Raw genomic sequence first — 23,020 nt, forward strand, 5'->3', positions numbered from 1 at the left:
TCAGTGCGTCTGCAAGTCCGGTCGATAGCGCCTCAGCAGACACCGCACCGTGTCCATGGCGTTTACGGCGCGTCCCTTGTCGACGGCCTGGATGGCCATCACCGGTATGTACTCGTCGTCGGGTAAGTCGATTCGCGCCCATCGGTGGCCCACCGGGAACGACACTCCGACAACATCTGGCCATTCGATCAGCTTGTCGCCCAACAGATTTCTCACTGAAACGCCGGCCTGCCCCACTCGCAGCCGCGGCCGCGCGAACAACAGCACCACGCCTGCGATGACCAAACCCAGCGCCGCGATCGCCACCTGATCGGAGGTCTGAAAGACAACCCCGGTGGAGCCCACCTTGAGCAGCGCCCCCACCGCGATGTGCGCCGCGGCGATGAGGAATGCCGCCCCATAAGCGAATAACGGCGTGCGATGCGGACGCAACACCGCATCCCAGCTCTCGCGGTCCGACGGCGACGTCACGACCGAGCGCGCAACTCGCGCAGCGTGAGCGCGGCGGACAGGGCCGCCCCGGCGGCTTGGGCCCCTTTGTCCTCAGCCGATGCCGGAAGCCCGGCCCGATCCAGGGCCTGCTGCTCGTTGTCAGTGGTCAGCACGCCATTGGCGACGGGCGTGGAGGCGTCCAGTGAGACCCGCGTCAGGCCCTGGGTTACCGCATCGCAGACATATTCGAAATGCGGTGTCTGACCGCGGATCACGACGCCGAGCGCGACGACGGCATCATGGTCGCGGGCGAGCTCCTGTGCCACCACTGGGATTTCGATCGCACCGAGCACGCGGACCACCGTCGGGTCATCGATACCCGAGTCGGCGGCGACTTTGCGTGCGCCGTCGAGCAGCGCATCGCAGATCTCACTGTGCCAGGTGCTTGCCACGATGCCGAGCCGCACACCAGAGGCGTCAAGCGCCGGTATTTCCGGCACGCCGGCGCCACCGCTCACAACGCACCGCCGAATTCACCTGGCAGATGAGCGGATTCGTGAAAGTCGTCCAAGCCGACCAGGTCGTGGCCCATCTTGTCACGTTTGGTCATCAGGTATCGGATGTTCTCCGCGTTGGCACGCACCGGCAGCGGCACGCGCTCGATGATGTGCAGGCCGTACCCGTCCAGCCCGACCCGTTTGGCCGGGTTGTTGGTCAGCAGCCGCATCGAACGAACCCCGAGATCCACCAATATCTGCGCGCCGATACCGTAATCCCTTGCATCAGCCGGTAATCCGAGCTTGAGATTGGCGTCGACCGTGTCTTCACCAGCGTCCTGCAATTGATAGGCCTGCAGCTTGTGCATCAACCCGATGCCGCGGCCCTCGTGCCCGCGCATGTACAGCACGACGCCGCGTCCCTCGCGGGCGACCATCGCCATCGCCGCGTCCAGCTGGGGTCCGCAGTCGCAGCGGCGCGACCCGAATACGTCGCCGGTCAGGCATTCGGAGTGCACGCGCACCAGCACGTCGTCGCCATCGAAGTCGGGCCCGGCGATGTCGCCGCGCACCAGCGCGACGTGTTCGACGTCCTCGTAGATGCTGGCGTAGCCGATGGCACGAAACTCGCCGTGCCGCGTCGGGATCCGCGCCTCGGCGATCCGGGCGATGTGCTTCTCGTGCTTGCGCCGCCATTCGATCAGGTCGGCGATGGTGATCATCGCCAGGTCGTGTTCGTCGGCGAACACCCGCAATTCGTCGGTCTGGGCCATCGCGCCCTCGTCTTTTTGGCTGACGATCTCGCAGATGGCGCCCGCGGGCTGCAGCCCAGCCAGCCGGGCGAGGTCGACGGCGGCCTCGGTGTGACCGGGACGGCGCAACACGCCGCCGTCCTTGGCGCGCAACGGAACCACGTGTCCCGGCCGGGTGAAGTCGTCGGCGGCGCTGGTGGGATCGGCCAGCAGGCGCATGGTGGTCGCCCGGTCCGAGGCGGAAATCCCGGTGCCCACACCCCGTCGCGCGTCGACTGTGACGGTGTATGCGGTGCCGTGCTTGTCCTGGTTCACCGCATACATCGGCAGCAGCCCGAGCCGGTCGCAGATCTCACCATCCAACGGCACACAGAGATATCCCGAGGTGTAGCGCACCATGAAGGCCACCATCTCCGGCGTCGCCTTCTCCGCGGCGAAGATCAGATCGCCCTCGTTCTCGCGGTCCTCGTCGTCGATGACGATGACGGCCTTACCGGCGGCGATGTCGGCAACCGCCCTCTCGACGGAGTCCAACCTCGTCATCTTGCTACCTCGCCGTTCCCGCAGGCCGGCGGGAACACTGTCGGATCGGCTCACATGAGAAGCCCACGTGTTGCATTCAGTATGAACCACTGGGGCGTCCCCGTTATTGCCGCGGTTTGATCAGTGGGACGGCCTCGGGTGCCGTTGCGCCGCCGAGCGCATCGGCCGCGCCGATGCCCTGACCACCTCCGATGCCCCCGCGCTTATCCCCGTCGCCACGGAATCCACCGCCGTCCCGGTGCCGGACCGATGCCGCTCACCGTCCGACGGCGTCGCGTAATCGTTGCCGGGATCACATTTCGTTGCCCCGTCGTTGGCCGGTGGCCCGTTTCGGCTGTCCAGAGAATTATCGGGCCAGCAACCGCTCGACATACTTGGCTATGACATCGACCTCCAGGTTCACCCGCGTCCCGACCGGAGCGCGGCCCAAGGTGGTCAATTCGCGGGTGGTGGGAATCAGGGAGACCTCGAACCAGTTCCCCGGCTCGTCGCCCAGCCCCGACACCGTCAGCGAAATCCCGTCGACGGTGATCGATCCCTTTTCCACGACATAGCGGGACACCTCGCCGGGCATCTCGATTCGTACTACTTCCCAGTGCTCGGACGGCGTGCGGGCCGCGATGCGCCCAGTCCCGTCGACGTGCCCCTGCACGATGTGGCCGCCGAGCCGGCTGTTGACCGCCGCGGCGCGCTCCAGGTTCACCCGGCTGCCGACCTGCAGTTCGCCCAGATTGGAACGGTTGAGCGATTCGGCCATGACGTCGGCGGTGAACTGACCGCCGGGCAACAGCTCGGCAACGGTCAGGCACACGCCGTTGACGGCGATTGAATCGCCATGGCCCGCGTCGGCCGTCACGACGGCGCCGCGAATGGTCAGCCGCGCGGCGTCGGAAAGGACGTCGCGAGCAGTCACCTCGCCGAGTTCCTCGACAATCCCGGTAAACATCCTCCTAGGCTAATTGGCCCTCTCGCAGGCAGATGAGCACCACAAAGGCCGGCATCCGGGCGACACCGGCACCCCGCGTTCACCAGAGCAGTCACCGGCACCCTCTACGATGCACAGTATGCAGACCCGCCGCCGTCTATCGGCCGTCATCGCATCCCTGACCCTCGCCACCGCCTTGATCGCCGGCTGCTCGTCGGGCTCAAAGCAGAGTGGCGCACCGCTCCCCGACGCCGCGACCTTGGTCAAGCAGTCCGCCGACGCCACCAAGAATGTGAAGAGCGCGCACCTCGTGCTGAGCGTTCAGGGCAAGATTCAGGGGCTACCGCTCAAGACGCTCACCGGTGACCTCGCCACGGCGCCTGCCACCGCCGCTAAGGGCAACGCGACGATCACCCTGGGCGGGTCCGATATCGACGCCAACTTCGTGGTGGTCGACGGGACCCTGTACGCCGCCCTCACCCCGAACAAGTGGAGTGACTTCGGCAAGGCCTCCGACATCTACGACGTTTCGGTGCTGCTGAACCCCGACACCGGGCTGGGCAACGTGCTGGCGCACTTCAGCGACGCCAAAGCCGAGGGCCGCGACAACATCAACGGGCAGAACACGATTCGGATCAGTGGAAACGTCTCCGCGGACGCGGTGAACAAGATCGTCCCGCAGTTCAACGCGACGCAGCCGGTGCCGAGCACGGTATGGATCCAAGAGAGCGGTGACCACCAGCTGGTCCAGGCCAACCTGCAGAAGAGCTCGGGCAACACCGCCCAGATCACCCTGTCCAACTGGGGCCAGCAGGTTCAGGTCACCAAGCCCCCGGTGAGCCAGTGACCACGGCAACCGAAGTCCCAGCGGGGCACCAAACCGGACGCCGCGTAGCGATCAGCGCGGGCAGCCTCGCGGTCCTGCTGGGCGCCCTGGACGCCTATGTCGTCGTGACGATCATGCGCGACATCATGACCGACGTTCACATACCGATTAACCAGTTGCAGCGCATCACCTGGATCATCACGATGTACCTGCTGGGGTACATCGCCGCCATGCCCCTGCTGGGCCGAGCCTCCGACCGGTTCGGCCGCAAGCTGGTGCTGCAGGTCAGCCTGGCGCTGTTCATCGTCGGCTCGGTGGTCACCGCGCTGGCCGGTCACTGGGGCGATTTCCACCTGCTGGTCGGCGGCCGCACCATCCAGGGCGTGGCCAGTGGCGCGCTGTTGCCGGTGACCCTCGCGCTGGGCGCCGATCTATGGTCGCAGCGCAACCGCGCCGGTGTGCTGGGCGGCATCGGCGCCGCGCAGGAGCTCGGCAGCGTGCTGGGCCCGCTGTACGGGATTTTCATCGTCTTCTTGACACACGACTGGCGCTATGTGTTCTGGATCAACGTCCCGCTGACCCTCATCGCGATGGTGATGATCCAGTTCAGCCTGCCGTCGCACCAACGGGTCGAGGAGCCCGAAAAGGTCGACCTGGTCGGTGGTGTGCTGCTGGCGGTCGCCCTGGGCCTCGCCGTGATCGGTCTCTACAACCCGCAACCCGACGGCAAGCAGATCCTGCCGAGCTATGGGTTGCCGCTGGTCATCGGGGCGGTCGTGGTGGCGGTGCTGTTCCTGCTCTGGGAACGCTTCGCCCGCACCCGGCTGATCGAACCGGCGGGGGTGCACTTCCGCCCGTTCCTGGCCGCGCTGGGCGCCTCGCTGTTCGCCGGTGCCGCGCTGATGGTGACGCTGGTGGACGTGGAACTGTTCGGCCAGGGCGTGCTGGGACAGGATCAGACGCAGGCCGCCGGCCTGTTGCTGTGGTTTTTGATCGCTTTGCCGATTGGGGCGGTGCTGGGCGGGTGGATCGCCACCCGGGTCGGTGACCGCATCATGACCTTCGTCGGGCTGCTGATCGCGGCGTACGGCTACTGGCTGATCCACTTCTGGCGCCAGGACGTGCTGAACCAGAAGCACAACATCTTCGGGCTGTTCAGCGTGCCCGTGCTGCACGCCGACCTGCTGGTGCCCGGCATTGGCCTCGGCCTGGTGATCGGGCCGCTGACCTCCGCCGCGCTGCGCGTGGTGCCGTCCGCCCAACATGGCATCGCCTCGGCGGCGGTGGTGGTGGCCCGGATGACCGGCATGCTCATCGGTGTGGCCGCGCTCAGCGCGTGGGGCCTGTACCGGTTCAACCAGATCGTCGCGAACCTGACCGCCTCGATCCCGCCCGACGCCACCCTGCTGGAGCGCATCGCCGCGCAGGGCACGCTGTACCTGAAGGCCTTCGCGCAGATGTACGGCGACATCTTCTTGGCCACCGTCGTGATCTGTATCGCGGGCGCCCTGCTGGGCCTGTTGCTCGGCGGGCGTAAAGAGCACGCCGAAGAGCCGGAAATCCCTGAGCCGCAAGCGGTCTCGCTGGGCGAGCGCTAACCGCTGCGCGGCACCAGGCTGAGCACCAGGTCGGGTCCGATCCGGTCGATGCCGTCGAACTGCCAGCGCAGCGCCCGCCCGATCGTGGTCACCCCCACGTCGTCGACCGCCGTGACGGGGCCGCCCAGCAGGGTCGGCGCGATGTAGGCCAGAATCCGGTTGACCACCCCGGCCCGCAGGAAGGCGCCCGCTAGGGTCGGGCCGCCCTCCAGCAGCACATCGGTGCGGTCCGACACGGCCTTGAGCACCTCTAGTGGATCGTGCGTGCGGATCAGCATGGTCCGCGAGTCCTCATTGAGAACCTTTGCCTCCGAGGGTATTTCACGCTTCCCGACGACGACTCGCAGCGGTTGCCGGTCGGCCAGCGAGCCGTCGGGCAGCCGGGCGGTCAACGCCGGGTCGTCGGCCAGCACGGTGCCGGTCCCCACCACGATCGCGTCGGCGGCCGCGCGGCGGCGGTGCAGATCCAGCCGCGACGCCTCGCTGGAAATCCACTGGCTGGAGCCGTCCGCCGCCGCGCTGCGGCCATCGACGCTGCTGGCGTATTTCCAAGTCAGATGTGGGAGCCCGGTCCGTTGCTTGTGCAGCCACTCCCGCAGCGGGCCGGCGGTCACCTCGTCGGCCAGCACGCCGGACCGCACCGTTACGCCGGCTTCCTCGAGCCGGGCCGCTCCACCGGAGGCTTCCGGGTTCGGATCGGCAACGGCGTACACCACGCTGCCGACCTTCGCTTCCAGCAGGGCGTTCACGCACGGTGGGGTTCTGCCGTAGTGGTTGCACGGCTCGAGGGTGACCACGACAGTGCCCCGTGCCGCGAGATCACCGGCGCGCCGCAGCGCCAGGATCTCGGCGTGACGGCCACCGGCCGGTTCGGTCGCGCCGACACCGACCACCTCGCCACCGGCGTTCAAGACGACCGCCCCCACCGGTGGGTTGGGATACGTGGTCCCCTTGACGTGATTGGACTGGTCGATCGCCAGGCGCATCGCGGCGTCAAGGCTGTCGCCCGGCGGAACCGTCATCGACGCAGGTGCGGGGATGCGTTGGCGGCCTGGCGCCGCAACGCGTCGATCGCGGCCTGCGGGTCATCGGCGCCGTAGACGGCCGACCCGGCGACGAAGCAATCGACGCCGGCCTCGGCGGCCTGTTCGATGGTGTCCTCGTTGATGCCGCCGTCGATTTCGACCAGGATCGTCAACTCCCCCGCCTCGATGAGCTTGCGCGCGGTGCGCACCTTGCTCAGCACGTCGGGGATGAAGCTCTGGCCGCCGAACCCGGGCTCGACCGACATGATGAGCAGGGTGTCGAACTGCGGCAGGATTTCCAGGTAGGGCTCCAGCGGGGTTCCCGGCTTGACGCTGATGCCCGCCTTGGCGCCGGCGGCGCGGATATCGCGGGCCACCGCGATCGGATTCTGGGTGGCCTCGGCGTGGAAGGTGACGTTGTACGCCCCCGCCTCGGCGTACGGGGGCGCCCAGCGGTCGGGGTTCTCGATCATCAGATGACAGTCCATCGGGATGGTGGTGGCCGCCAGCAGGCTCTCGACCACGGGCAGCCCGAAGGTCAGATTCGGCACGAAGTGGTTGTCCATGACGTCGACGTGCAACCAGTCGGCGCCGGTCACGGCGGCGGCTTCGTCGGCGAGCCGGGAGAAGTCAGCGGAAAGGATCGACGGCGCGATCAGAGGCCCCTTCAACGGTTCCGTATTGCGAGGCATGAGCGCCAGACTACTGAGCCGCACGGCCCGTTTCACATCCGGCGCGCCCCTACCCCGCCTCGCGGCGTAGCGCGGCCGCGAACATCGCGTCGGTGCCGTGCCGATGCGGCCAGAGCTGCACGTGCGGCCCGTCGCCCAGGTCGGAGACGGGCGCGAACATCGGCCGGGTGTCCAGTTCGCTGACCGGGTGGCGGCGCAGCGCGTCGGCGACCACGCCGACGGTTTCGGCCAGGTGCGGCGAGCAGGTCGCGTAGAGCACCACGCCGCCGGGACGGGTCAGCGCGATCGCGGCGCCCAGCAGCTCGCGCTGCAGCTTGGTCAGCGTCGGCACGTCGGCGGGCTGACGGCGCCACCGGGCCTCCGGCCTGCGGCGCAGCGCCCCCAGCCCGGTGCAGGGCGCGTCGACGAGCACCCGGTCGAAGGTCGGTTCCAGACCTGTCTCTCGCCCGTCGATTCGCAGCACGTCTACCGGCAACCCACTGGTGTTTTCGGCCACCAGATCGGCGCGGCGCGGCGCGGGTTCCACCGCGGTGAGCCGGAACCCGGACTCCGGGTGCTGCTGCATGCCCAACGAGGCCAGCAGCGCGGTCTTGCCACCCGGCCCGGCGCACAGGTCCAGCCACCGGCCACCGTCGCCGGCAACCGGCGCCAGGGTCAGCGCCCGGGCCACTAGCTGGCTGCCCTCATCCTGGACCAGCGCGACGCCGTCGCGCACCGGCGCCAGCCGTCCGGGATCACCGCCTGCCAGGTACACCGCGTGTGGCGAATAACGGCCGACGGTCCCGCCGACCGCGTCGGCCAACTCGGCGGCCGTCAGTGCGCCGGCGCGGGCGGCCAGATGTACCTGAGGCCGTTCGTCGTCGCTGGCCAGTACCGCGTCCAGTTCGGTCGCGGCGGCGCCCAGCGCATCGGCGAAGGCCTGGGCGATCCACCGGGGATGGGCATGCACGAACGCCGCATGGCCGATCGGATCCTGCGTCGGGTTGGGGGCCAGCTCGGCGACCCAGGAGTGCTCGTCGCGCCCGGAGATGGCGCGAAGGACTCCATTGACGAAACCCGCCCGCGCCGAATCGAATGCGATTCCGGCTTGCTCGACGGTGGTGGACACCGCGGCGTGCGCGTCGACGCGGGTGCGCAGCAACTGATACGCCCCGAGGCGCAGCAGGTCGAGCAGCACCGGATCGATCGCTTGCGGCGATCGCCCCGCGGCCGCGGCGATCACGGCGTCGAGCAGGCCGCGGGTGCGGCAGGTGCCGTAGGTGAGCTCGGTGGCGAATGCCGCGTCGCGGCCGGTGATCTCGCGTTCGCGCAGCAGCGCGGGCAGGGCCAGGTTCGCGTATGCATCGCGCTCACTGACCGCCCGAAGCACGTCGAACGCGGCGGCGCGGGCCGGGTCAAGCGGCCGGCGCCGCGGTCGGCGGTCCCGTTGCTGGGGCCGGCGCTCGCGCTGTTTCGGGTTGCGTTCCGAACGGCCGCGCCGCGATCCGTCGCGCCCGGTGCTCATGTCGCCCGCACCGCGGGGCCAAGGCGGGCGCCGCGGGCCCAGTCGACCGCGTTCATGAATTTCTTTCCGGGCGGCTGGATTTGGCCCAGCCGCACCGGACCGGAACCCGTGCCGATCCAGACGCTCTTGCGGTCGACGTGAATAGCGCCGGGCGGCAACGGTTCCGGGGGCTTGGGTTGCATAGAATCCTGAAAAAGCTGCACCGGCCCCAGTTTGACGCGCAGGTCGCCGATCAAGGTCCAGGCACCGGGATTGGGGGTGACGGCGCGAATGCGGCGGTCGACGACCAGTGCCGGCAGATCCCAGCGCACCCGGGCCTGCTCGACGGTGACCTTGGGCGCGATGCTGACCCCGTCGGCGGGTTGCGGCACCGGCGTCAGCGTCCCGTCGGCGATGCCGTCCAGTGTGGTCGACAGCAGGGCTGCGCCCGAAACAGCCAGTCGCTCAAGCAGTTCCCCGGCGGTGTCGGTCGGCCGGATCGTCTCGGTCACGACCCCGTAGATCGGACCCGAGTCCAGGCTCGGCTCGATCTGGAATGTCGAGGCGCCGGTGATGCTGTCGCCCGCCGCGATGGCGGCCTGCACCGGCGCCGCGCCGCGCCAGGCGGGCAGCAGCGAGAAGTGCAGGTTGATCCAGCCCCGCGGCGGCACCGCCAGCAAGCCGTCGCGCAGCAGCGCGCCGTAGGCCACGACGGCGCAGCAGTCGGGTGCCAACCGCGAGAGCTCCGCGACGAATTCTTCCGAGTTCGGCCGCGACGGCCGCAGCACCGGAATACCGCGGTCGAGTGCTTCGCGGGCCACCGGTGACGGCTCCGGCTTGCCGCGCCGTCCGGCGGCGGCGTCGGGCCGGGTCAGCACCGCGATGACCTCGTGACGTGGTGAGTCGATGAGGCGGCGCAGCGCGGGGAGCGCGGGTTCGGGGGTTCCGGCGAAGACAAGACGCACCGACCCAGTCTAGGAAGCGGCGTGCGCAGCCGGATCCGCCCGAGCGGGAACGTGTGTGCGTACACTATTGCCTATGGCTACTATTGCTAGAAGCCATTATCTGCCGGTGTGAGCCGCACCGCTGATCGGGTCGACAACGAGGTCGAAAGACAATCCTTCCCCTCTCTTCAAGGAGCTCCAGATGACCGTCGACACTTCGATCAGTGACGCCTCCGTGGCCGCAACGCATCGCACGGTATGGGCGCTGGGCGACTACGCCCTGATGGCCGAGGAAGTGATGGCCCCGCTCGGGCCCGCGCTGGTCGAAGCCACCGGCATCCGTCCCGGCCTACGAGTCCTCGACGTCGCCGCCGGCTCGGGCAACATCTCGCTGCCGGCGGCCGCGGCGGGCGCCACCGTGGTCTCCACCGACCTCACCCCGGAGTTGTTGCGGCGGTCGCAGGCCAGGGCCGAGGCACGCGGCCTGACCATCGACTACCGGGAAGCCAACGCCCATGCACTGCCCTTCGGCGACGGCGAGTTCGACGTCGTCATGTCCGCGATCGGCGTGCAGTTCGCCCCCGACCAGCAGCGCGCCGCCGCCGAGCTGGCCCGGGTCTGTCGCCCCGGCGGCACGATCGGCGTGATCAGCTGGACTCCCGAGGGGTTCTTCGGCCGGATGCTCGCCACCATTCGGCCCTACCGGCCGAGCCTGTCGCACCCCGTGCCGCCGGCGGCACTTTGGGGGCGCCCCGGCTACGTCGCCGCGCTGCTCGGCGACCAGATCACCGAGATAACCACGGCACGAGACATGTTGGCGGTCAACCGCTTTGACAGCGCCGAGGCCGTGCACACCTACTTCAAGCGACACTACGGGCCGACAATCGAGGCATACGCGAACATCGGCCACAACCGGGTGCTGGCCGCCGAACTCGACGCGCAGCTCGTCGAACTCGCGCAGCACCACCTGGTCAACGGGACCATGGGGTGGGAGTACCTGCTGCTGACCGCCCGAAAGCGGAGCGACTAGACCCAACGGTGGCGACCCGCTTCACCCGGCTCCGCCGCGCTCGCGATCGCCACTAGACCCGCCGGTGGCGACCCGCTTCACCCGGCTCCACCGCGCTCGCGATCGCCACTAGACCCGCCGGTGGCGACCCGCTTCACCCGGCTCCGCCGCGCTCGCGATCGCCACTAGACCCGCCGGTGGCGACCCGCTTCACCCGGCTCCGCCGCGCTCGCGATCGCCACAGCCGCTACAGGTCGATCTCGGCGTCCAGGTGTACGTCGGGCTCGCCGCCGGCAGCGGTGAAGGCGGTCAGGGCCCGCACCAGGCCGTGCCGCTCGGGCGGCGGCATCTTCGCCACGATGGCCGCGATCTCGGCGCGCCGGTGCGCGGTGACCTGGTGGACGACGTCGCGGCCGCGCGCGGTGAGCGCGGCGAGCAGTTCGCGCCGCGAGGTCGGGTGCGGCAACCGGTCGATCAGCCCGGCGGCAACCAGCCGGTCCACCATCCGGCCAGTGGCCGACGGCTGCACACCCAGCAGACCCGCCAGGGTGGCCAAATTGACCGGGCCGCGATTGGACAGGATCACCAACGTCCGGAACTGCGCGATGGTGATCGTCTCGTCCACCTGTCCGACGGAACGCGCCGAGATGGCCATCAGCAAACGGGAGGCCGTCAGTAGGGCATCGGTGATGACGTCCAACGACTCGTCCACCGCGGCGTGATCCGCTGCCATAACGCCCCTTCCCGGATGGTTTCCGGCCTTTCGGCGGCTAAGGATTAGAAAGTGTAGCAACACTCTAATGTCGTAAAAAGAGATTATTGCATGCACATATTGTCGCCTAGGGTAATGGTTGGTGAAGGTCAACCGATGTGCAGCGGGTCGATCTGCACCCGGGCCGGCTCACGGGTTTGCCGGGCGCTGAGCACGCCGATGCCGCGCCGCAGCGCCGCCGCCAGCGCCAGGCCCTGGTGGCGGGGCACGCGCACCAGCATTCGCGTCACCGCGGCGCCGGCGGGAGTTCCGGCCGGGCGGCGCACGCCGGCCGGAAGGTCCACCGGCCCAAGCAAATCCGCGTGCAGAGACTCCTGATCGGTCAGGCGGGCCTCGTCGAGCAGCGCCGTCACCGCGCCCGCCGTCCCGTCGACGGCCGCCATGTGCACGCTAGGCGGCAGCCCGACCTCGGTCCGCGCGGCCACTTCGGCCTCCGCATGACCCACCGGATCCCACCGGATCAGCGATTGCACCGTGGGAAGCGATGATTCGGCGACAATCATCACCACGCCGCCGTCGCCGCGGGCACGCACCAGCGCGGCGGCGGTCATCCAGCGCCACAGCGCATCCTCGGCCGCGCGCAGGTCTTGGCGGCCCAGCAGCGCCCAGGTGTCCAACAACAGCGCCGCACCATAACCGCCGGACGCCGCCGGCTCGGCGCCCGGGGTGGCCACCACCAGGGCCGGACCGGCCGCGACCTCGGGTACCACAGCCTCGCCCGACGACGTGATCACCGCCGTGCCCGGAAACGCGCGGCCAAATTCCTCGGCGGTACGGCGCGCGCCGACGACGACGGCGCGCACCGCGTCGGACCCGCAACGCGCGCACCGTCGCGTCGGGTCGACGCGGCCGCACCAGCGGCACAGCAGTGCGGCGCCACCCTCCTGCAACGACAGCGGGCCCGTGCAGTGCCGGCAACGGGCGATCGTGCGACACCGCGCGCAAGCCAGCGCCGGGATGTACCCCCGCCGCGGCACCTGCACCAGCACCGGCGCCCCGGCCTGCAGCGCCGAGCGGGCGGCGCGCAGCGCGATGGACGGAACGCGTGCCGTGCGCGCCGCCGGGTCGCGCTCGTCGGCGTAGCCGGTGTCATCCAAGGCGATCACTCGCGGCGTGCGGGCCCGCACCACCGGCCGCGCGGCGACGATGTCGTGGGCCCAGCCGCTGCGCACCAGCGCGTGGGCTTCGGCGGTGCGCGCGTAGCCGCCGATCAGCGCCGCGCACCGGCCCTGATGGGCGCGCAGCATCGCCACCTCGCGGGCATGCGGATACGGCGCGCGCGGCTCGGCCAGGCTGTCGTCGGCGTCGGCCCACACCATGACCAGCCCCAGATCGCTCAGCGGTGCGAACACCGCGCTGCGCGTGCCGATCACCATTCGTGCGGAGCCGCGCAGCGCCGCCAGCCACCGCCGGTACCGGGCCGCCGGCCCCAGGCCGGCCGACAAGGCCACCACGCTGGCCTCGTCGATCCGCGTCGTCGCGGCCCGCCACAGCGCGTCCAGGTCGCGCTGGTCGGGAACGATCGCCAGCACCGAGCGGCCGGTCCGCACCGTTTCCGCGGCGGCCTCGGCGAACCGGTCGGTCCACGACTCGCCGGGAAGCGCCTGCCAGACGGCCCGGGCGGCCCGTGATTCGGCGAGCGCGGCCAGGAACTGAGCGCCCCGGCCATAACCGCCCCAGGCGTTCGGATCGACGGGCTTCGGGACCGCGGCGTCGCGGCTGACCGCGGGTTCCCGCTCCACCCTGGCGTGCCGGGCCGGCACCGCCAGCCGCAACACGTCGGGGCGGGTGCCGGCGTAGTGCGCGGCCACTGCATCGACCAGCCGGCGGATTTCCGGGGTGAGCACCGGTTCGGCCGACACGACGCGATCCAGCCAGCCCAGCTTGCCGGTGTGATCGGTGTCGTTGCGGCGCTCCAGCACAAACCCGTCGACCAGCCGGCCGTGGAAACGCACCCGCACCCGCACCCCAGGCTGGGCGTCGTCGGATTGCTCGGCCGACACCAGATAGTCGAATTCCCGGTCCAGGTGCGGCACCGACAGCATCGGCAGCACCCGGGCTATGGGCTCCACCTCGACGGGCCTGCGCGCATTCGGACTCACGGCGTCTCCGGACCGCGAATCATGTTGTCATCCAATGTTTACCGTCCGGTCCGCAGCGTACCGGGCACCGGTGACAGTCAGCTCTCGGCGGGCGCCGGGGCCTCCCCGGCGGGTTCAGCCGGAAGCTCGCGGCCGAAGAAGAAGCCGGCCGTGATCAGGATCTGGGCGGCCGCGTACGACCACCAGACCGGCACCGCCAGAGCCTCGTTGCCGAGGATGAAGCGCCCGATCGCGATCATCGAATCCGAGGCCGCAAAACACAACGCCCCCATCGCCGTCCAGATCGTCGGCAGTTTCGCCAACAGGGCCGTGCACACCATCGCGGTCAGCACCACGATGTAGACCGTGACCGGAAGCGTCAGCTTGTCGGTGCCCAGGTGCGGCCAGAACCAGACCAGCAACGCGACCGAGGCCGCACACATCAGGACCACCGCCACGATGCGCACGGTCGTCGGGCGGTCATCCTCCGAGTCCCCGGAGAGCGCCGGAACCAGCGGCAGCAGCGCGGCGATAAAACACAAGTGCGCCAACAGGAATGCCGCCAGGCCCACCTCGAAGGACAGCGACCACCACGGAATCGCCAGCACCCAGTCGCCGATGGCCGAGAGCAGCAGCGCCAGCATCAGCCACCGCCGCTCGCCGACCTTGGCGTGCCCGGCCGCGGCCAGGGCCAGCAGGAACGCCATCGAGGCCTTGAACGCGGGCTGCAACACCCAGTGACCGGTCAACTCGATTCCCGGTGGCGAGCGCAGCGCCAGCACGGTCAGGTAGATGCCATAGCCGAGGGCCACCCAGCCGGCCACCACCCAGGCGCCGGCCACCAGGCGAGGTGCGTACGGTACGTCCATGCCCAGCTTGGATAACACAGCCGACGAGAAACCCGCTATCGACCCCATCCTGCAGAAGGTACTGGATGCGGTTCCCTTCCGGCTATCCACTGAGGACGGTATCGGCGCAGCGCGCCAGCGGTTCCGCGACCTGCCGCGCCGGCCGCCGCATCCCGAGCTGCGGGTCGAGGACCGCACGATTCCAGGCCCCGTGGGGTCTATAGCTCTCCGGATCTATTGGCCACCAAGCTATTCCGACGATCATCAGCAGGGCGCCACCGCTCCCGTGTTGCTCTATTTTCACGGTGGCGGCTTCGTCATAGGCGACCTGGAAACCCACGACGGCACGGCGCGTCAGCACGCGGTGGGCGCCGACGCGATCGTGGTGGCCGTCGACTACCGGCTCGCCCCCGAGCACCCCTACCCCGCCGCCGTCGAAGACGCTTGGGCCGCAACGCTTTGGGTCGCAGAGAACGCGACCGAACTGCGCGGCGATCCGAACCGGATCGCCGTCGCCGGAGATTCGGCGGGCGGCACCATCTCCGCCGCGGTGGCGCAGCGAGCGCGCGACAGCGGCGCTTTGCCGATCGTGTTCCAGCTGCTGTGGTATCCCTCGACCATGTGGGACGCGTCGCTGCCGTCGTTCACCGAAAACGCCGCCGCGCCGATCCTGGATGCCAGGTCCGTCGCGGCGTTCTCCCGTTGGTACGCGGGCGAAGTCAATATGTCCGACCCCCCGCCGGACATGGCGCCGGGGCGCGCGAAGGACCTCAGCAACCTGGCACCGGCCTACGTCGCCGTCGCCGGGTACGACCCACTGCGCGACGACGGCATCCGCTACGCCGGGTTGCTTTCCGCCGCCGGCGTCGCCGCCCACGTGCACAACGCCGAGACGCTGGTGCACGGCTACCTGGGCTATGCCGGGGTAGTGCCCGCCGCCACCGCTGCGCTCGAGGCCGGACTGACCGCGCTGCACACGGCCCTGCACCGATCACCCCGCGGCGTACGGTGAACGCATGAGCGAGCCGACCACCGCCCGCCCCGGCATCGATCCGACCTTCAAGACGTTGCTCGACGCCTATCCGATGACCTTTCGCGAGGCCGACGGCGTCGAGGTCGCCCGAAAGCGGCTCCGGCTGCTCAAGGTTCCCACGAGTATGCTGCCGGACCTGCGGATTGCGAACCGCACCATCTCCCACGGCGAGCTCGCCGACATCCCGGTGCGTATCTACTGGCCCGACAGCGACCTCACGTCATTGCCTGTGGTCGTCTTCTACCACGGCGGCGGGTTTTGCCTGGGCGACCTGGACACTCACGACCCGGTCGCCCGCGCGCACGCCGTCGGCGCCGAGGCCATCGTGGTGTCCGTCGGCTACCAACTGGCGCCCGAGCACCCGTTCCCAGCGGGCGTGAACGACTGCTGGGCGGCCCTGCAATGGGTAGCCGACAACGCGGCCGGGCTCGGCGGCGACCCGAACAACATCGCCGTGGCCGGCGACTCGGCGGGCGGCAACCTCGCCGCGGTGACGGCACTGCTGGCCCGCGAGCACGGCGGGCCCGAACTGCGGTTCCAGTTGCTGTGGTACCCGACCGTCACCGCGGATCTGTCCCTGCCGTCGTTCGCCGACAACGCCGAGGCGCCGATCCTGAACCGGGAAGTCATCGATGCGTTGCTGTCCTGGTACGTGCAGGGCCTCGATATCAGCGACCCGAAGTCGCTGCCCACCACCATCGCTCCGGCGAACGCCGCGGACCTGTCCGGGCTGGCGCCCGCGTACATCGCCACCGCCGGACACGATCCGCTGCGCGATGACGGCGCCCGCTACGCCGAGCTGCTGGACGCCGCGGGCGTGCCGGTCGAGTTGAGTAACGAGCCCACCCTGGTGCACGGTTTCGTCAGTTTCGCGCTGGCGATACCCGCCGCCGCCGAGGCCGCCGAGCGTGGGCTGGCTGCGCTCTGCAAGGCTCTGCACCCCTAGGCAGGCAACGATGGTCGACCACGAAGCAGAAACGCCCGACTTTCATACGCTGATCATCGGCGCCGGATTCTCCGGCATCGGTGCGGCCATCACCCTCGATAGGGTCGGGCTGTCCGATTACCTGGTGATCGAAGCCGGCGACGGGGTCGGCGGTACCTGGCACTGGAACACGTATCCGGGTATCGCCGTGGACATTCCGTCGTTCTCCTACCAGTTCTCGTTCGAGCAGAGCCGGCATTGGTCGCGCACCTACGCGCCGGGCCGAGAGCTCAAGGCCTACGCCGAACACTGCACCGACAAGTACAGTCTGAGATCGCGGATTCGGTTCAACACCAAGGTGCAAACCGCCGAGTTCGACGACGAACAAAACCTGTGGCGCGTGCAGACCGACCCGGCGGGCGAAATCACGGCTCGGTTCGTGATCAGCGCCTGCGGCGTTCTGACGGTGCCCAACCTGCCTGACATCGACGGCGTGGACTCGTTCGGCGGCATCACCATGCACACCGCGCGGTGGGATCACGGCCAGGACTTGCGTGGCAAGCGCGTCGCGGTGATCGGGACCGGCGCCTCGGCCGTGCAGGTGATTCCCGAAATCGCGCCAATCGTGTCGTCGCTCACCGTATTTCAGCGCACGCCGATCTGGTGTTTCCCGAAGTTCGACGTCCCCCTGCCCGCACCCGCGCGCTGGGCGATGCGAATCCCCGGCGGCAGACTCCTGCAGCGGCTGCTCAGCCAGGCCTACGTGGAGCTCACCTTCCCAATCTCGGCGCACTACTTCACGGTCATCCCGCTGGCCAAGCGGATGGCTTCGCTGGGAAAGTCCTATCTGCGGCAACAGGTTCGGGATCCGAGCGTGCGCGAACAGCTCACCCCGAAGTACGCCGTCGGCTGCAAACGCCCCGGTTTCCACAACGGTTACCTGGCCACGTTCAATCGCGACAACGTGCGGCTGGTGACCAAGCCGATCGACAAGATCACGCCCGACGCGGTGGCCACCACCGACGGCGAGAATCACGAGATCGACGTGCTGATCCTGGCGACCGGCTTCAAGGTGATGGACCCCGACAACGTGCCCACGTTCGCGGTGACCGGAAGCGGCGGAAAGTCGTTGAGCCGGTTCTGGGACGAGCACCGACTGCAGGCCTACGAGGGCGTCACCGTGCCCGGCTTCCCCAACCTCTTCACCGTGTTCGGCCCGTACGGTTACGTCGGCTCTTCGTATTTCGCGCTCATCGAGGCGCAGACGCATCACATCGTGCGCTGCCTCAAGCGGGCCAAGCGCATCGGGGCGACCCGCGTCGAGGTCAGCGAGGAGGCCAACGACCGCTACTTCGCCGAGATGATGCGTCGGCGGCATCGGCAGATCTTCTGGCAAGACAGCTGCAAGCTGGCGAACAGCTACTACTTCGACAAGAACGGCGACGTGCCACTGCGCCCGGGCACCACTCCCGAGGTGTACTGGCGCAGCCGACGGTTCAACTTGGACGACTACCGGTTCACCGGCCAGCGGTCCACCGGCGCCTAGATCGCGCGCTTGAGTTCGTCGACCTTGTTCAGCTGCTCCCAGGGCAGTTCGACATCGGTGCGGCCGAAGTGCCCGTACGCGGCGGTCTGTGCGTAGATCGGGCGCAGCAGGTCCAGGTCGCGGATGATCGCGCCGGGCCTCAGATCGAACACCTCTGGAACGATCTTCTCGATCTTCACCGGGTCGACCGTCGCGGTGCCGAACGTCTCGATGAACAGACCCACCGGGGCCGCCTTGCCGATGGCGTAGGCCACCTGCACCTCGACACGCTCCGCCAGCCCCGCGGCGACGATGTTCTTGGCCACCCAGCGCATCGCGTAGGCCGCCGACCGGTCCACCTTGGAGGGATCCTTGCCGGAGAAGGCGCCGCCGCCGTGGCGGGCCCATCCGCCGTAGGTATCGACGATGATCTTGCGGCCGGTCAGGCCCGCGTCGCCCATCGGGCCGCCGAGGACGAACTTGCCGGTCGGGTTGACCAGCACCCGCGTCGCCGACGAGTCCAGGGTGTCGTGGGCCAGTTCGTTGAGCACGGCCTTGAGCACGTGCTGCCGGATGTCGGGATCCAGCGTCTGCTCCAGGTCGATGCCGTCGGCGTGCTGGGTGGATACGACCACGGTGTCCAGCCGGACCGGAACGTCGTCCTCGTACTCGATGGTGACCTGCGTCTTGCCGTCGGGCCGCAGGTAGGGCAGCGTGCCGTTCTTGCGGACCTCGGTGAGCTTGCGTGACAGCCGGTGGGCCAGCGCGATCGGCAGTGGCATCCGCTCGGGGGTGTCGTTGATCGCATAGCCGAACATCAGGCCCTGGTCACCGGCGCCCTGGGCGTCCAGCGGGTCCGCGGCGCCCTCGACGCGCGCCTCGTGGGCGGTGTCGACGCCCTGGGCAATGTCGGGCGACTGCGCGCCGATACCGATGTTCACGCCGCAGGACGCGCCGTCAAAGCCCTTGTCCGACGAGTCGTAGCCGATGGCGAGGATGCGCTCTCGAACCGTGTTGGTGATGTCTGCGAACGCCTCCTTGGCGGTGGTCGTCACCTCGCCCACCACGTGCACCTGTCCGGTGGTGACCAGCGTCTCGACCGCGACACGTGAGTTGGGATCCTGCGCCAGCAGGGCGTCGAGGACCGAGTCGCTGATCGCGTCACAGATCTTGTCGGGATGTCCCTCAGTCACCGACTCACTGGTAAACAGGCGACCCTTTTCGCTCACAATGCCGATCCTTCCAATTAGTTAGTTAGCCGAATTATATCGACTGGCGTCGGCCCGCCAGCACCTGGTCCGGTGCCGAGAAACTCGACCGTTCTACCCGCTGCCCCCGTGCAGGAACGCGGCGATCGCATCCACGATACGACTGGCCATCAATGTCTTGGAGCCGTGTTGCAGCGCCGACTCGGTACCGTCGGCCGCCAGCAGCCAGCCGTCGTTGTTGTCCACCTCGAAGGCCCTGCCGTCGCCCACCGCGTTGACGACCAACAAATCACAACCCTTGTTGCGCAGCTTCGTTCGGGCGTGAAACAGCACGTCCCCGTTGGCGTCGCCGGTTTCGGCAGCGAATCCCACGATGGCGCGCATGTTGGGCAGCTCGCCATTGGCTCGTGCCCGCACGGCGCCGGCCAGCACGTCGTCATTGCGGACCAACTCGATCGTGGGCGGCTGGTCTTGGTCCTTCGGACCCTTTTTGATCTTGGCGGCCGCAACCCGGGCCGGCCGGAAGTCGGCTACCGCGGCGGCCATCACCAACACGTCCGCCTCAAACGCGTGCTTGGCCACGGCGTCGCCCAGCTGCTCGGCCGAGCTGACGTGGACCACCTCGACGCCGGCGGGATCGATCAGCCCGGCGGTGTGCCCGGCGATCAGCGTGACGTCCGCGCCGCGCTGGGCAGCCACCCGCGCCACGGCATAACCCTGCTTGCCTGAGCTGCGGTTGCCGATGAAGCGCACCGGGTCGACGGCCTCGCGGGTCCCCCCGGCCGTCACCAGCATCTTGCAGCCGGAGAGGTCGTAGGGCAGCGCGTCCTGGCGTTCGAGCAGCAGGTGAGACAGGGTGGTGATCTCCTCGGCTTCGGGTAGCCGACCCGACCCGCTGTCCGTCCCGGTGAGCCGGCCGGCGGCGGGTTCGAGCACTACCGCTCCCCTGCGACGCAACGTGGCCACGTTGTCCACGGTGGCCGGGTGCAACCACATCTCGGTGTGCATCGCCGGCGCGAACAGCACCGGACATCGCGCGGTCAGCAGGGTGGCGGTCAGCAGATCGTCGGCCCGGCCGTGGACCGCCCGGGCCAGCAGGTCCGCCGTGGCCGGCGCCACCACCACCAGGTCGGCCTGCTTGCCGAGCTGCACGTGCGGGACCTCGGGCACGTCGTCGAAGACGCCGGTGTGCACCGGCTGGCCGGAGAGCGCCTCGAATGTGGCGGCCCCGACGAAACGCAACGCGGACTCGGTCGGGATGACGCGAACCGAATGACCGGCCTCGGCGAGCTGACGAACGACGGTGCACGCCTTATAGGCGGCGATACCGCCGGAGACGCCGACGATTACTTTTTTCGCGACCCGATCGCGGTTGTCCACGGCGCGCGCCCGGCCCGGCCCGGTTACTCGCCCTCGGTGTGCTCGAGCAGGTCGCCGTGAATCTCGCGCATCGCGATCGACAACGGCTTCTCCTGTAGCCCCGGCTCGACCAGCGGGCCGACGTATTCGAGAATGCCCTCACCGAGCTGGTTGTAGTAATCGTTGATCTGACGGGCTCGCTTGGCGGCGTAGATCACCAGGGCGTACTTGCTCGAAACGCGGTCCAGCAGCTCATCGATGGGCGGGTTGGTGATGCCCAGCGGGGTGTCGTATGCGCCCGGCCCCCCGGCGGACGGATCGAACCGGTCGGGGACGGCGGTCAGTGCCGCGTCGGACTGCGGAATACTCACTTAGGTTGATCTCCTGGCGGATCGGAGCGGCTCGTCGCCGCTGAAAGATACTGAAAAATTCGGTAGTCAATCGTGCTGGGATGTGGTCCGGCTGTTGGACTGACCCGACGGGTCGGGTAGGCCCGGCGCAGTTCCCACCAGCAAGGATACCAATTCCGAGCAGGCCGATTCCAATTCGCTGTTCACGACCACCCGATCGAAGTCGTTTTGGGCCGCCATTTCGACCCGGGCGGTCTCCAGCCGCCGCTGCATGGCCTCGGGTGTCTCGGTGCCGCGGCCGACGAGCCTGGCCTCGAGGTCTTCCCAGCTGGGCGGCGCCAAGAAGACCGCCAGCGCCTCGGGCATCGCCTTCTTCACGGCCCTGGCCCCGGCCAGGTCAACCTCGATCAGAACCGGAAATCCGCGGGCGGTGGCGGCCCGAACCGGCTCGGCCAGGGTGCCGGATCGGTGCAGTCCCCCGTGGATCTCCGCCCACTCCAGCAGGGCGCCCTCGTCGATGAGCTGCTGGAAGCGGGCCGGGGTGACGAAGTGGTAGTCCACACCGTCGACCTCGCCGGGCCGCGGCGCGCGCGTCGTAGCCGAGACGCTGAAGTGCAGGTCCGGGACCCGCTCACGCAGGCACCGGACCACGCTCGACTTGCCGACCGCTGAGGGACCGGACAGCACGACCACACGTCCGTTACCTGATGGTTCGGGACGTGTCCCGTGCTGGACGTCCGGTCCCCCGCCGGTTCTCACAGGCGCTCCTGGGTCGATGCGCCCACGGCCCGGATCGGATTGCCCGCCTTCTCCTCAGGCCATTCGGCCTGCATCGTCGGCGGCCGGGTTAGGAGCCGAACTTTTCCAGCAGGGCCTTGCGCTGACGATCGCCGAGACCGCGCAGACGGCGGGTGGGGGCGATCTCCAACTCGGTCATGATTTCCTGCGCCTTGACCTTGCCCACCTTGGGCAACGCCTCGAGAAGCGCGGAAACCTTCATCTTGCCCAGGACTTCGTCGGTCTCGGCGTCCTTGAGCACCTGGGTGAGGTTGGTGCCACCACGCTTCAGGCGGTCCTTAAGCTCTGCTCGCGCTCGACGTGCGGCAGCCGCCTTCTCCAACGCGGCCGCGCGCTGCTCGTCGGTCAACTGGGGAAGGGCCACGATTCCTCCGTATCTGATCAATCACATTCAATCGATCTCATTTTGTCCCGCCGGCACTTCTGCCAGCGGAGACGACCGTACTCAGGCCTCCTGACGAAATCTAACCCGACCCCCTGCTTAAGGGGGCAAAGTCCCAGCATGGGCCGGCGTGCGGCGAGCCAAAGCGGCGCTTTACCGGGCACGAACGACGGTCGCCTGTGGCGCCGTCGTGGCGTCGGCGCCCAACCCGTTTTGGCACTCTTCTAGGCCTCCTAGCTGCGGTTTTGTCTGCAGAGCGGGATAGCGGGCGGGCCGGCCGTGCCGTCCGGATAAGGGCCCGGCGGGCAGTGCTCCGGCCCGGTGCGGGGGATCACGGATTTGTTGCGGCGTGTCGCGCGTGTCGCGACGTGGTCAAACGGCAGGCCAACGCGGCGTTTGGCGCGGCGCATCGGTTTCAGCGGGACGCAAAGGGGCCTCGAGGGCGCTGCGGCCGCGAATCCGTGCGTCGGGCACCGCAGGCACCCTCGGCGCTCTGCCGCACTCCTGGCCGCCGGCCGTACGCTGCTTTGCCCGCTCATTTCAGCTAATCGGCAATACGGAATCCGATACGATCGACGAGTGTCCAACCTGCGAATTCGCCAGGCGGCTGAGCTACTCGGAGTCAGCGACGACACCGTGCGGCGCTGGATCAACCAGGGCACATTGACGGTCGGTCACGACGCCGCCGGCCGCAAGGTGATCGCCAGCGAGGACTTGGCGCACTTCTCCCGCACCAACGCGCCCGCCCCGCCGGCGGACCCGCTCAGCATCGGCAGCTCGGCCCGGAACCGCTTCGTCGGGCTGGTCACGTCGGTGGTCAGCGACAAGGTGATGACCCAGGTGGAGATGCAGTGCGGTCCGTTCACCGTCGTGTCACTGATGAGCACCGAAGCCGCCGAGGAATTGCAGCTGCGTCCCGGCAGCGTCGCGGTGGCCGTCGTCAAGGCCACCACCGTCATCGTCGAAACCGCCAGTCCCAGCACCGCACTCACGTCGGACTAGACGTCAACCGG

The 23,020-nt window shown here is 68.8% G+C and carries 23 protein-coding genes; 7 read left to right on the forward strand and 16 right to left on the reverse strand.

Features of this window, described 5'->3' with window-relative positions; genetic code table 11:
- The 4 genes from AC5Y4F_RS13260 to AC5Y4F_RS13275 form a co-directional block, all read right to left on the reverse strand.
- On the reverse strand, nucleotides 1–471 hold the full coding sequence (locus tag AC5Y4F_RS13260; RefSeq protein WP_499997189.1) for a PH domain-containing protein: 471 nt from the start codon (nucleotides 469–471) through the stop codon (nucleotides 1–3).
- Nucleotides 468–950 (reverse strand): 6,7-dimethyl-8-ribityllumazine synthase, encoded by a 483-nt coding sequence (gene ribH, locus AC5Y4F_RS13265; protein ID WP_067936627.1) that lies wholly within the window; start codon nucleotides 948–950, stop codon nucleotides 468–470. Before ribH ends, AC5Y4F_RS13260 begins: the two co-directional genes overlap by 4 nt.
- Nucleotides 947–2,224: a bifunctional 3,4-dihydroxy-2-butanone-4-phosphate synthase/GTP cyclohydrolase II gene (locus AC5Y4F_RS13270; RefSeq protein ID WP_067936710.1), complete on the reverse strand. Its 1,278-nt coding sequence runs from the start codon at nucleotides 2,222–2,224 to the stop codon at nucleotides 947–949. Before AC5Y4F_RS13270 ends, ribH begins: the two co-directional genes overlap by 4 nt.
- Nucleotides 2,225–2,570: 346 nt before the next feature.
- Entirely contained in the window at nucleotides 2,571–3,170 is a 600-nt protein-coding gene (locus tag AC5Y4F_RS13275; RefSeq protein ID WP_067936625.1) for a riboflavin synthase, read from the reverse strand.
- A 118-nt stretch (nucleotides 3,171–3,288) separates the two neighbouring features.
- Here AC5Y4F_RS13275 and AC5Y4F_RS13280 point away from each other — a divergent pair, with 118 nt between their 5' ends.
- On the forward strand, nucleotides 3,289–3,996 hold the full coding sequence (locus AC5Y4F_RS13280) for an LppX_LprAFG lipoprotein (protein ID WP_067936623.1): 708 nt from the start codon (nucleotides 3,289–3,291) through the stop codon (nucleotides 3,994–3,996).
- Nucleotides 3,993–5,573 (forward strand): MFS transporter, encoded by a 1,581-nt coding sequence (locus AC5Y4F_RS13285; protein WP_499997191.1) that lies wholly within the window; start codon nucleotides 3,993–3,995, stop codon nucleotides 5,571–5,573. Before AC5Y4F_RS13280 ends, AC5Y4F_RS13285 begins: the two co-directional genes overlap by 4 nt.
- Here the strand turns inward: AC5Y4F_RS13285 and ribD are convergent.
- The 4 genes from ribD to fmt are packed head-to-tail and all read right to left on the reverse strand — an operon-like array spanning nucleotide 5,570 to nucleotide 9,738.
- Complete coding sequence (gene ribD / locus AC5Y4F_RS13290; protein ID WP_067936618.1) at nucleotides 5,570–6,595, reverse strand: bifunctional diaminohydroxyphosphoribosylaminopyrimidine deaminase/5-amino-6-(5-phosphoribosylamino)uracil reductase RibD; 1,026 nt, start codon at nucleotides 6,593–6,595, stop codon at nucleotides 5,570–5,572. The two genes, AC5Y4F_RS13285 and ribD, sit on opposite strands and share 4 nt — an antisense overlap.
- Nucleotides 6,592–7,290, reverse strand: a complete 699-nt coding sequence (rpe, locus tag AC5Y4F_RS13295; protein WP_067936615.1) for a ribulose-phosphate 3-epimerase — start codon at nucleotides 7,288–7,290, stop codon at nucleotides 6,592–6,594. The genes ribD and rpe overlap by 4 nt, the downstream gene beginning before the upstream one ends.
- Nucleotides 7,291–7,339: 49 nt before the next feature.
- Complete coding sequence (locus tag AC5Y4F_RS13300; protein WP_499997192.1) at nucleotides 7,340–8,794, reverse strand: RsmB/NOP family class I SAM-dependent RNA methyltransferase; 1,455 nt, start codon at nucleotides 8,792–8,794, stop codon at nucleotides 7,340–7,342.
- The gene (fmt, locus tag AC5Y4F_RS13305) at nucleotides 8,791–9,738 is read right to left on the reverse strand and encodes a methionyl-tRNA formyltransferase (protein WP_499997193.1); all 948 of its coding nucleotides are present in this window, start codon (nucleotides 9,736–9,738) and stop codon (nucleotides 8,791–8,793) included. The genes AC5Y4F_RS13300 and fmt overlap by 4 nt, the downstream gene beginning before the upstream one ends.
- 181 nt (nucleotides 9,739–9,919) lie before the next feature.
- Between fmt and AC5Y4F_RS13310 the strand changes: the two genes are divergently transcribed.
- Complete coding sequence (locus AC5Y4F_RS13310; RefSeq protein ID WP_067936607.1) at nucleotides 9,920–10,747, forward strand: class I SAM-dependent methyltransferase; 828 nt, start codon at nucleotides 9,920–9,922, stop codon at nucleotides 10,745–10,747.
- Between the two features lie 226 nt (nucleotides 10,748–10,973).
- Here AC5Y4F_RS13310 and AC5Y4F_RS13315 read toward each other — a convergent pair whose 3' ends face one another.
- The 3 genes from AC5Y4F_RS13315 to AC5Y4F_RS13325 all read right to left on the reverse strand — a co-directional run bounded on the left by AC5Y4F_RS13315 (nucleotide 10,974) and on the right by AC5Y4F_RS13325 (nucleotide 14,448).
- Complete coding sequence (locus AC5Y4F_RS13315) at nucleotides 10,974–11,459, reverse strand: MarR family winged helix-turn-helix transcriptional regulator (protein WP_067936603.1); 486 nt, start codon at nucleotides 11,457–11,459, stop codon at nucleotides 10,974–10,976.
- A gap of 128 nt (nucleotides 11,460–11,587) precedes the next feature.
- Nucleotides 11,588–13,600, reverse strand: coding sequence for a primosomal protein N' (locus tag AC5Y4F_RS13320; protein WP_197520609.1), 2,013 nt, complete (start codon nucleotides 13,598–13,600; stop codon nucleotides 11,588–11,590).
- A gap of 77 nt (nucleotides 13,601–13,677) precedes the next feature.
- Nucleotides 13,678–14,448, reverse strand: coding sequence for a lysoplasmalogenase (locus tag AC5Y4F_RS13325; RefSeq protein WP_067936601.1), 771 nt, complete (start codon nucleotides 14,446–14,448; stop codon nucleotides 13,678–13,680).
- Between AC5Y4F_RS13325 and lipI the strand changes: the two genes are divergently transcribed.
- The 3 genes from lipI to AC5Y4F_RS13340 are packed head-to-tail and all read left to right on the forward strand — an operon-like array spanning nucleotide 14,447 to nucleotide 17,931.
- Nucleotides 14,447–15,439 (forward strand): esterase LipI, encoded by a 993-nt coding sequence (gene lipI / locus AC5Y4F_RS13330; protein ID WP_499997195.1) that lies wholly within the window; start codon nucleotides 14,447–14,449, stop codon nucleotides 15,437–15,439. The genes AC5Y4F_RS13325 and lipI overlap by 2 nt on opposite strands.
- A 4-nt stretch (nucleotides 15,440–15,443) precedes the next feature.
- Nucleotides 15,444–16,406 (forward strand): alpha/beta hydrolase, encoded by a 963-nt coding sequence (locus AC5Y4F_RS13335; protein ID WP_499997196.1) that lies wholly within the window; start codon nucleotides 15,444–15,446, stop codon nucleotides 16,404–16,406.
- Nucleotides 16,407–16,416: 10 nt separating this feature from the next.
- Entirely contained in the window at nucleotides 16,417–17,931 is a 1,515-nt protein-coding gene (locus AC5Y4F_RS13340) for a flavin-containing monooxygenase (protein ID WP_067932299.1), read from the forward strand.
- On the opposite strand, the gene metK is transcribed toward AC5Y4F_RS13340, so the two are convergent.
- The 5 genes from metK to mihF form a co-directional block, all read right to left on the reverse strand.
- Nucleotides 17,928–19,139 (reverse strand): methionine adenosyltransferase, encoded by a 1,212-nt coding sequence (gene metK / locus AC5Y4F_RS13345; protein WP_067932301.1) that lies wholly within the window; start codon nucleotides 19,137–19,139, stop codon nucleotides 17,928–17,930. The two genes, AC5Y4F_RS13340 and metK, sit on opposite strands and share 4 nt — an antisense overlap.
- 93 nt (nucleotides 19,140–19,232) lie before the next feature.
- Nucleotides 19,233–20,498 carry a bifunctional phosphopantothenoylcysteine decarboxylase/phosphopantothenate--cysteine ligase CoaBC gene (coaBC, locus tag AC5Y4F_RS13350; RefSeq protein WP_067932303.1) on the reverse strand — a complete coding sequence of 422 codons (1,266 nt, stop codon included), beginning with the start codon at nucleotides 20,496–20,498 and terminating at the stop codon, nucleotides 19,233–19,235.
- Nucleotides 20,499–20,521: 23 nt separating this feature from the next.
- A complete protein-coding gene (gene rpoZ / locus AC5Y4F_RS13355; RefSeq protein WP_067932305.1) occupies nucleotides 20,522–20,848 on the reverse strand; it encodes a DNA-directed RNA polymerase subunit omega in 327 nt (108 codons plus the stop codon).
- 66 nt (nucleotides 20,849–20,914) lie between these two features.
- A complete protein-coding gene (gmk, locus tag AC5Y4F_RS13360) occupies nucleotides 20,915–21,586 on the reverse strand; it encodes a guanylate kinase (RefSeq protein ID WP_156749975.1) in 672 nt (223 codons plus the stop codon).
- Nucleotides 21,587–21,674: 88 nt separating this feature from the next.
- Complete coding sequence (mihF, locus tag AC5Y4F_RS13365) at nucleotides 21,675–21,989, reverse strand: integration host factor, actinobacterial type (protein ID WP_007171927.1); 315 nt, start codon at nucleotides 21,987–21,989, stop codon at nucleotides 21,675–21,677.
- 597 nt (nucleotides 21,990–22,586) lie between these two features.
- On the opposite strand from mihF, the gene AC5Y4F_RS13370 reads away from it, so the two are divergent.
- The gene (locus tag AC5Y4F_RS13370) at nucleotides 22,587–23,009 is read left to right on the forward strand and encodes a TOBE domain-containing protein (protein ID WP_067932309.1); all 423 of its coding nucleotides are present in this window, start codon (nucleotides 22,587–22,589) and stop codon (nucleotides 23,007–23,009) included.
- Nucleotides 23,010–23,020 lie beyond the last annotated feature (11 nt).

The sequence above is a fragment of the Mycobacterium sp. NGS56 genome (assembly GCF_059812425.1).

What these genes read in the sequence shown, in the direction of transcription:
- AC5Y4F_RS13270 (WP_067936710.1), bottom strand. Translation starts at nt 2,224, where the DNA reads ATGACGAGGTTGGACTCCGTCGAGAGGGCGGTTGCCGACATCGCCGCC.
- AC5Y4F_RS13275 (WP_067936625.1), bottom strand. Translation starts at nt 3,170, where the DNA reads ATGTTTACCGGGATTGTCGAGGAACTCGGCGAGGTGACTGCTCGCGAC.
- AC5Y4F_RS13280 (WP_067936623.1), top strand. Translation starts at nt 3,289, where the DNA reads ATGCAGACCCGCCGCCGTCTATCGGCCGTCATCGCATCCCTGACCCTC.
- ribD (WP_067936618.1), bottom strand. Translation starts at nt 6,595, where the DNA reads ATGACGGTTCCGCCGGGCGACAGCCTTGACGCCGCGATGCGCCTGGCG.
- rpe (WP_067936615.1), bottom strand. Translation starts at nt 7,290, where the DNA reads ATGCCTCGCAATACGGAACCGTTGAAGGGGCCTCTGATCGCGCCGTCG.
- AC5Y4F_RS13300 (WP_499997192.1), bottom strand. Translation starts at nt 8,794, where the DNA reads ATGAGCACCGGGCGCGACGGATCGCGGCGCGGCCGTTCGGAACGCAAC.
- AC5Y4F_RS13310 (WP_067936607.1), top strand. Translation starts at nt 9,920, where the DNA reads ATGACCGTCGACACTTCGATCAGTGACGCCTCCGTGGCCGCAACGCAT.
- AC5Y4F_RS13315 (WP_067936603.1), bottom strand. Translation starts at nt 11,459, where the DNA reads ATGGCAGCGGATCACGCCGCGGTGGACGAGTCGTTGGACGTCATCACC.
- lipI (WP_499997195.1), top strand. Translation starts at nt 14,447, where the DNA reads ATGCCCAGCTTGGATAACACAGCCGACGAGAAACCCGCTATCGACCCC.
- AC5Y4F_RS13325 (WP_067936601.1), bottom strand. Translation starts at nt 14,448, where the DNA reads ATGGACGTACCGTACGCACCTCGCCTGGTGGCCGGCGCCTGGGTGGTG.
- AC5Y4F_RS13335 (WP_499997196.1), top strand. Translation starts at nt 15,444, where the DNA reads ATGAGCGAGCCGACCACCGCCCGCCCCGGCATCGATCCGACCTTCAAG.
- AC5Y4F_RS13340 (WP_067932299.1), top strand. Translation starts at nt 16,417, where the DNA reads ATGGTCGACCACGAAGCAGAAACGCCCGACTTTCATACGCTGATCATC.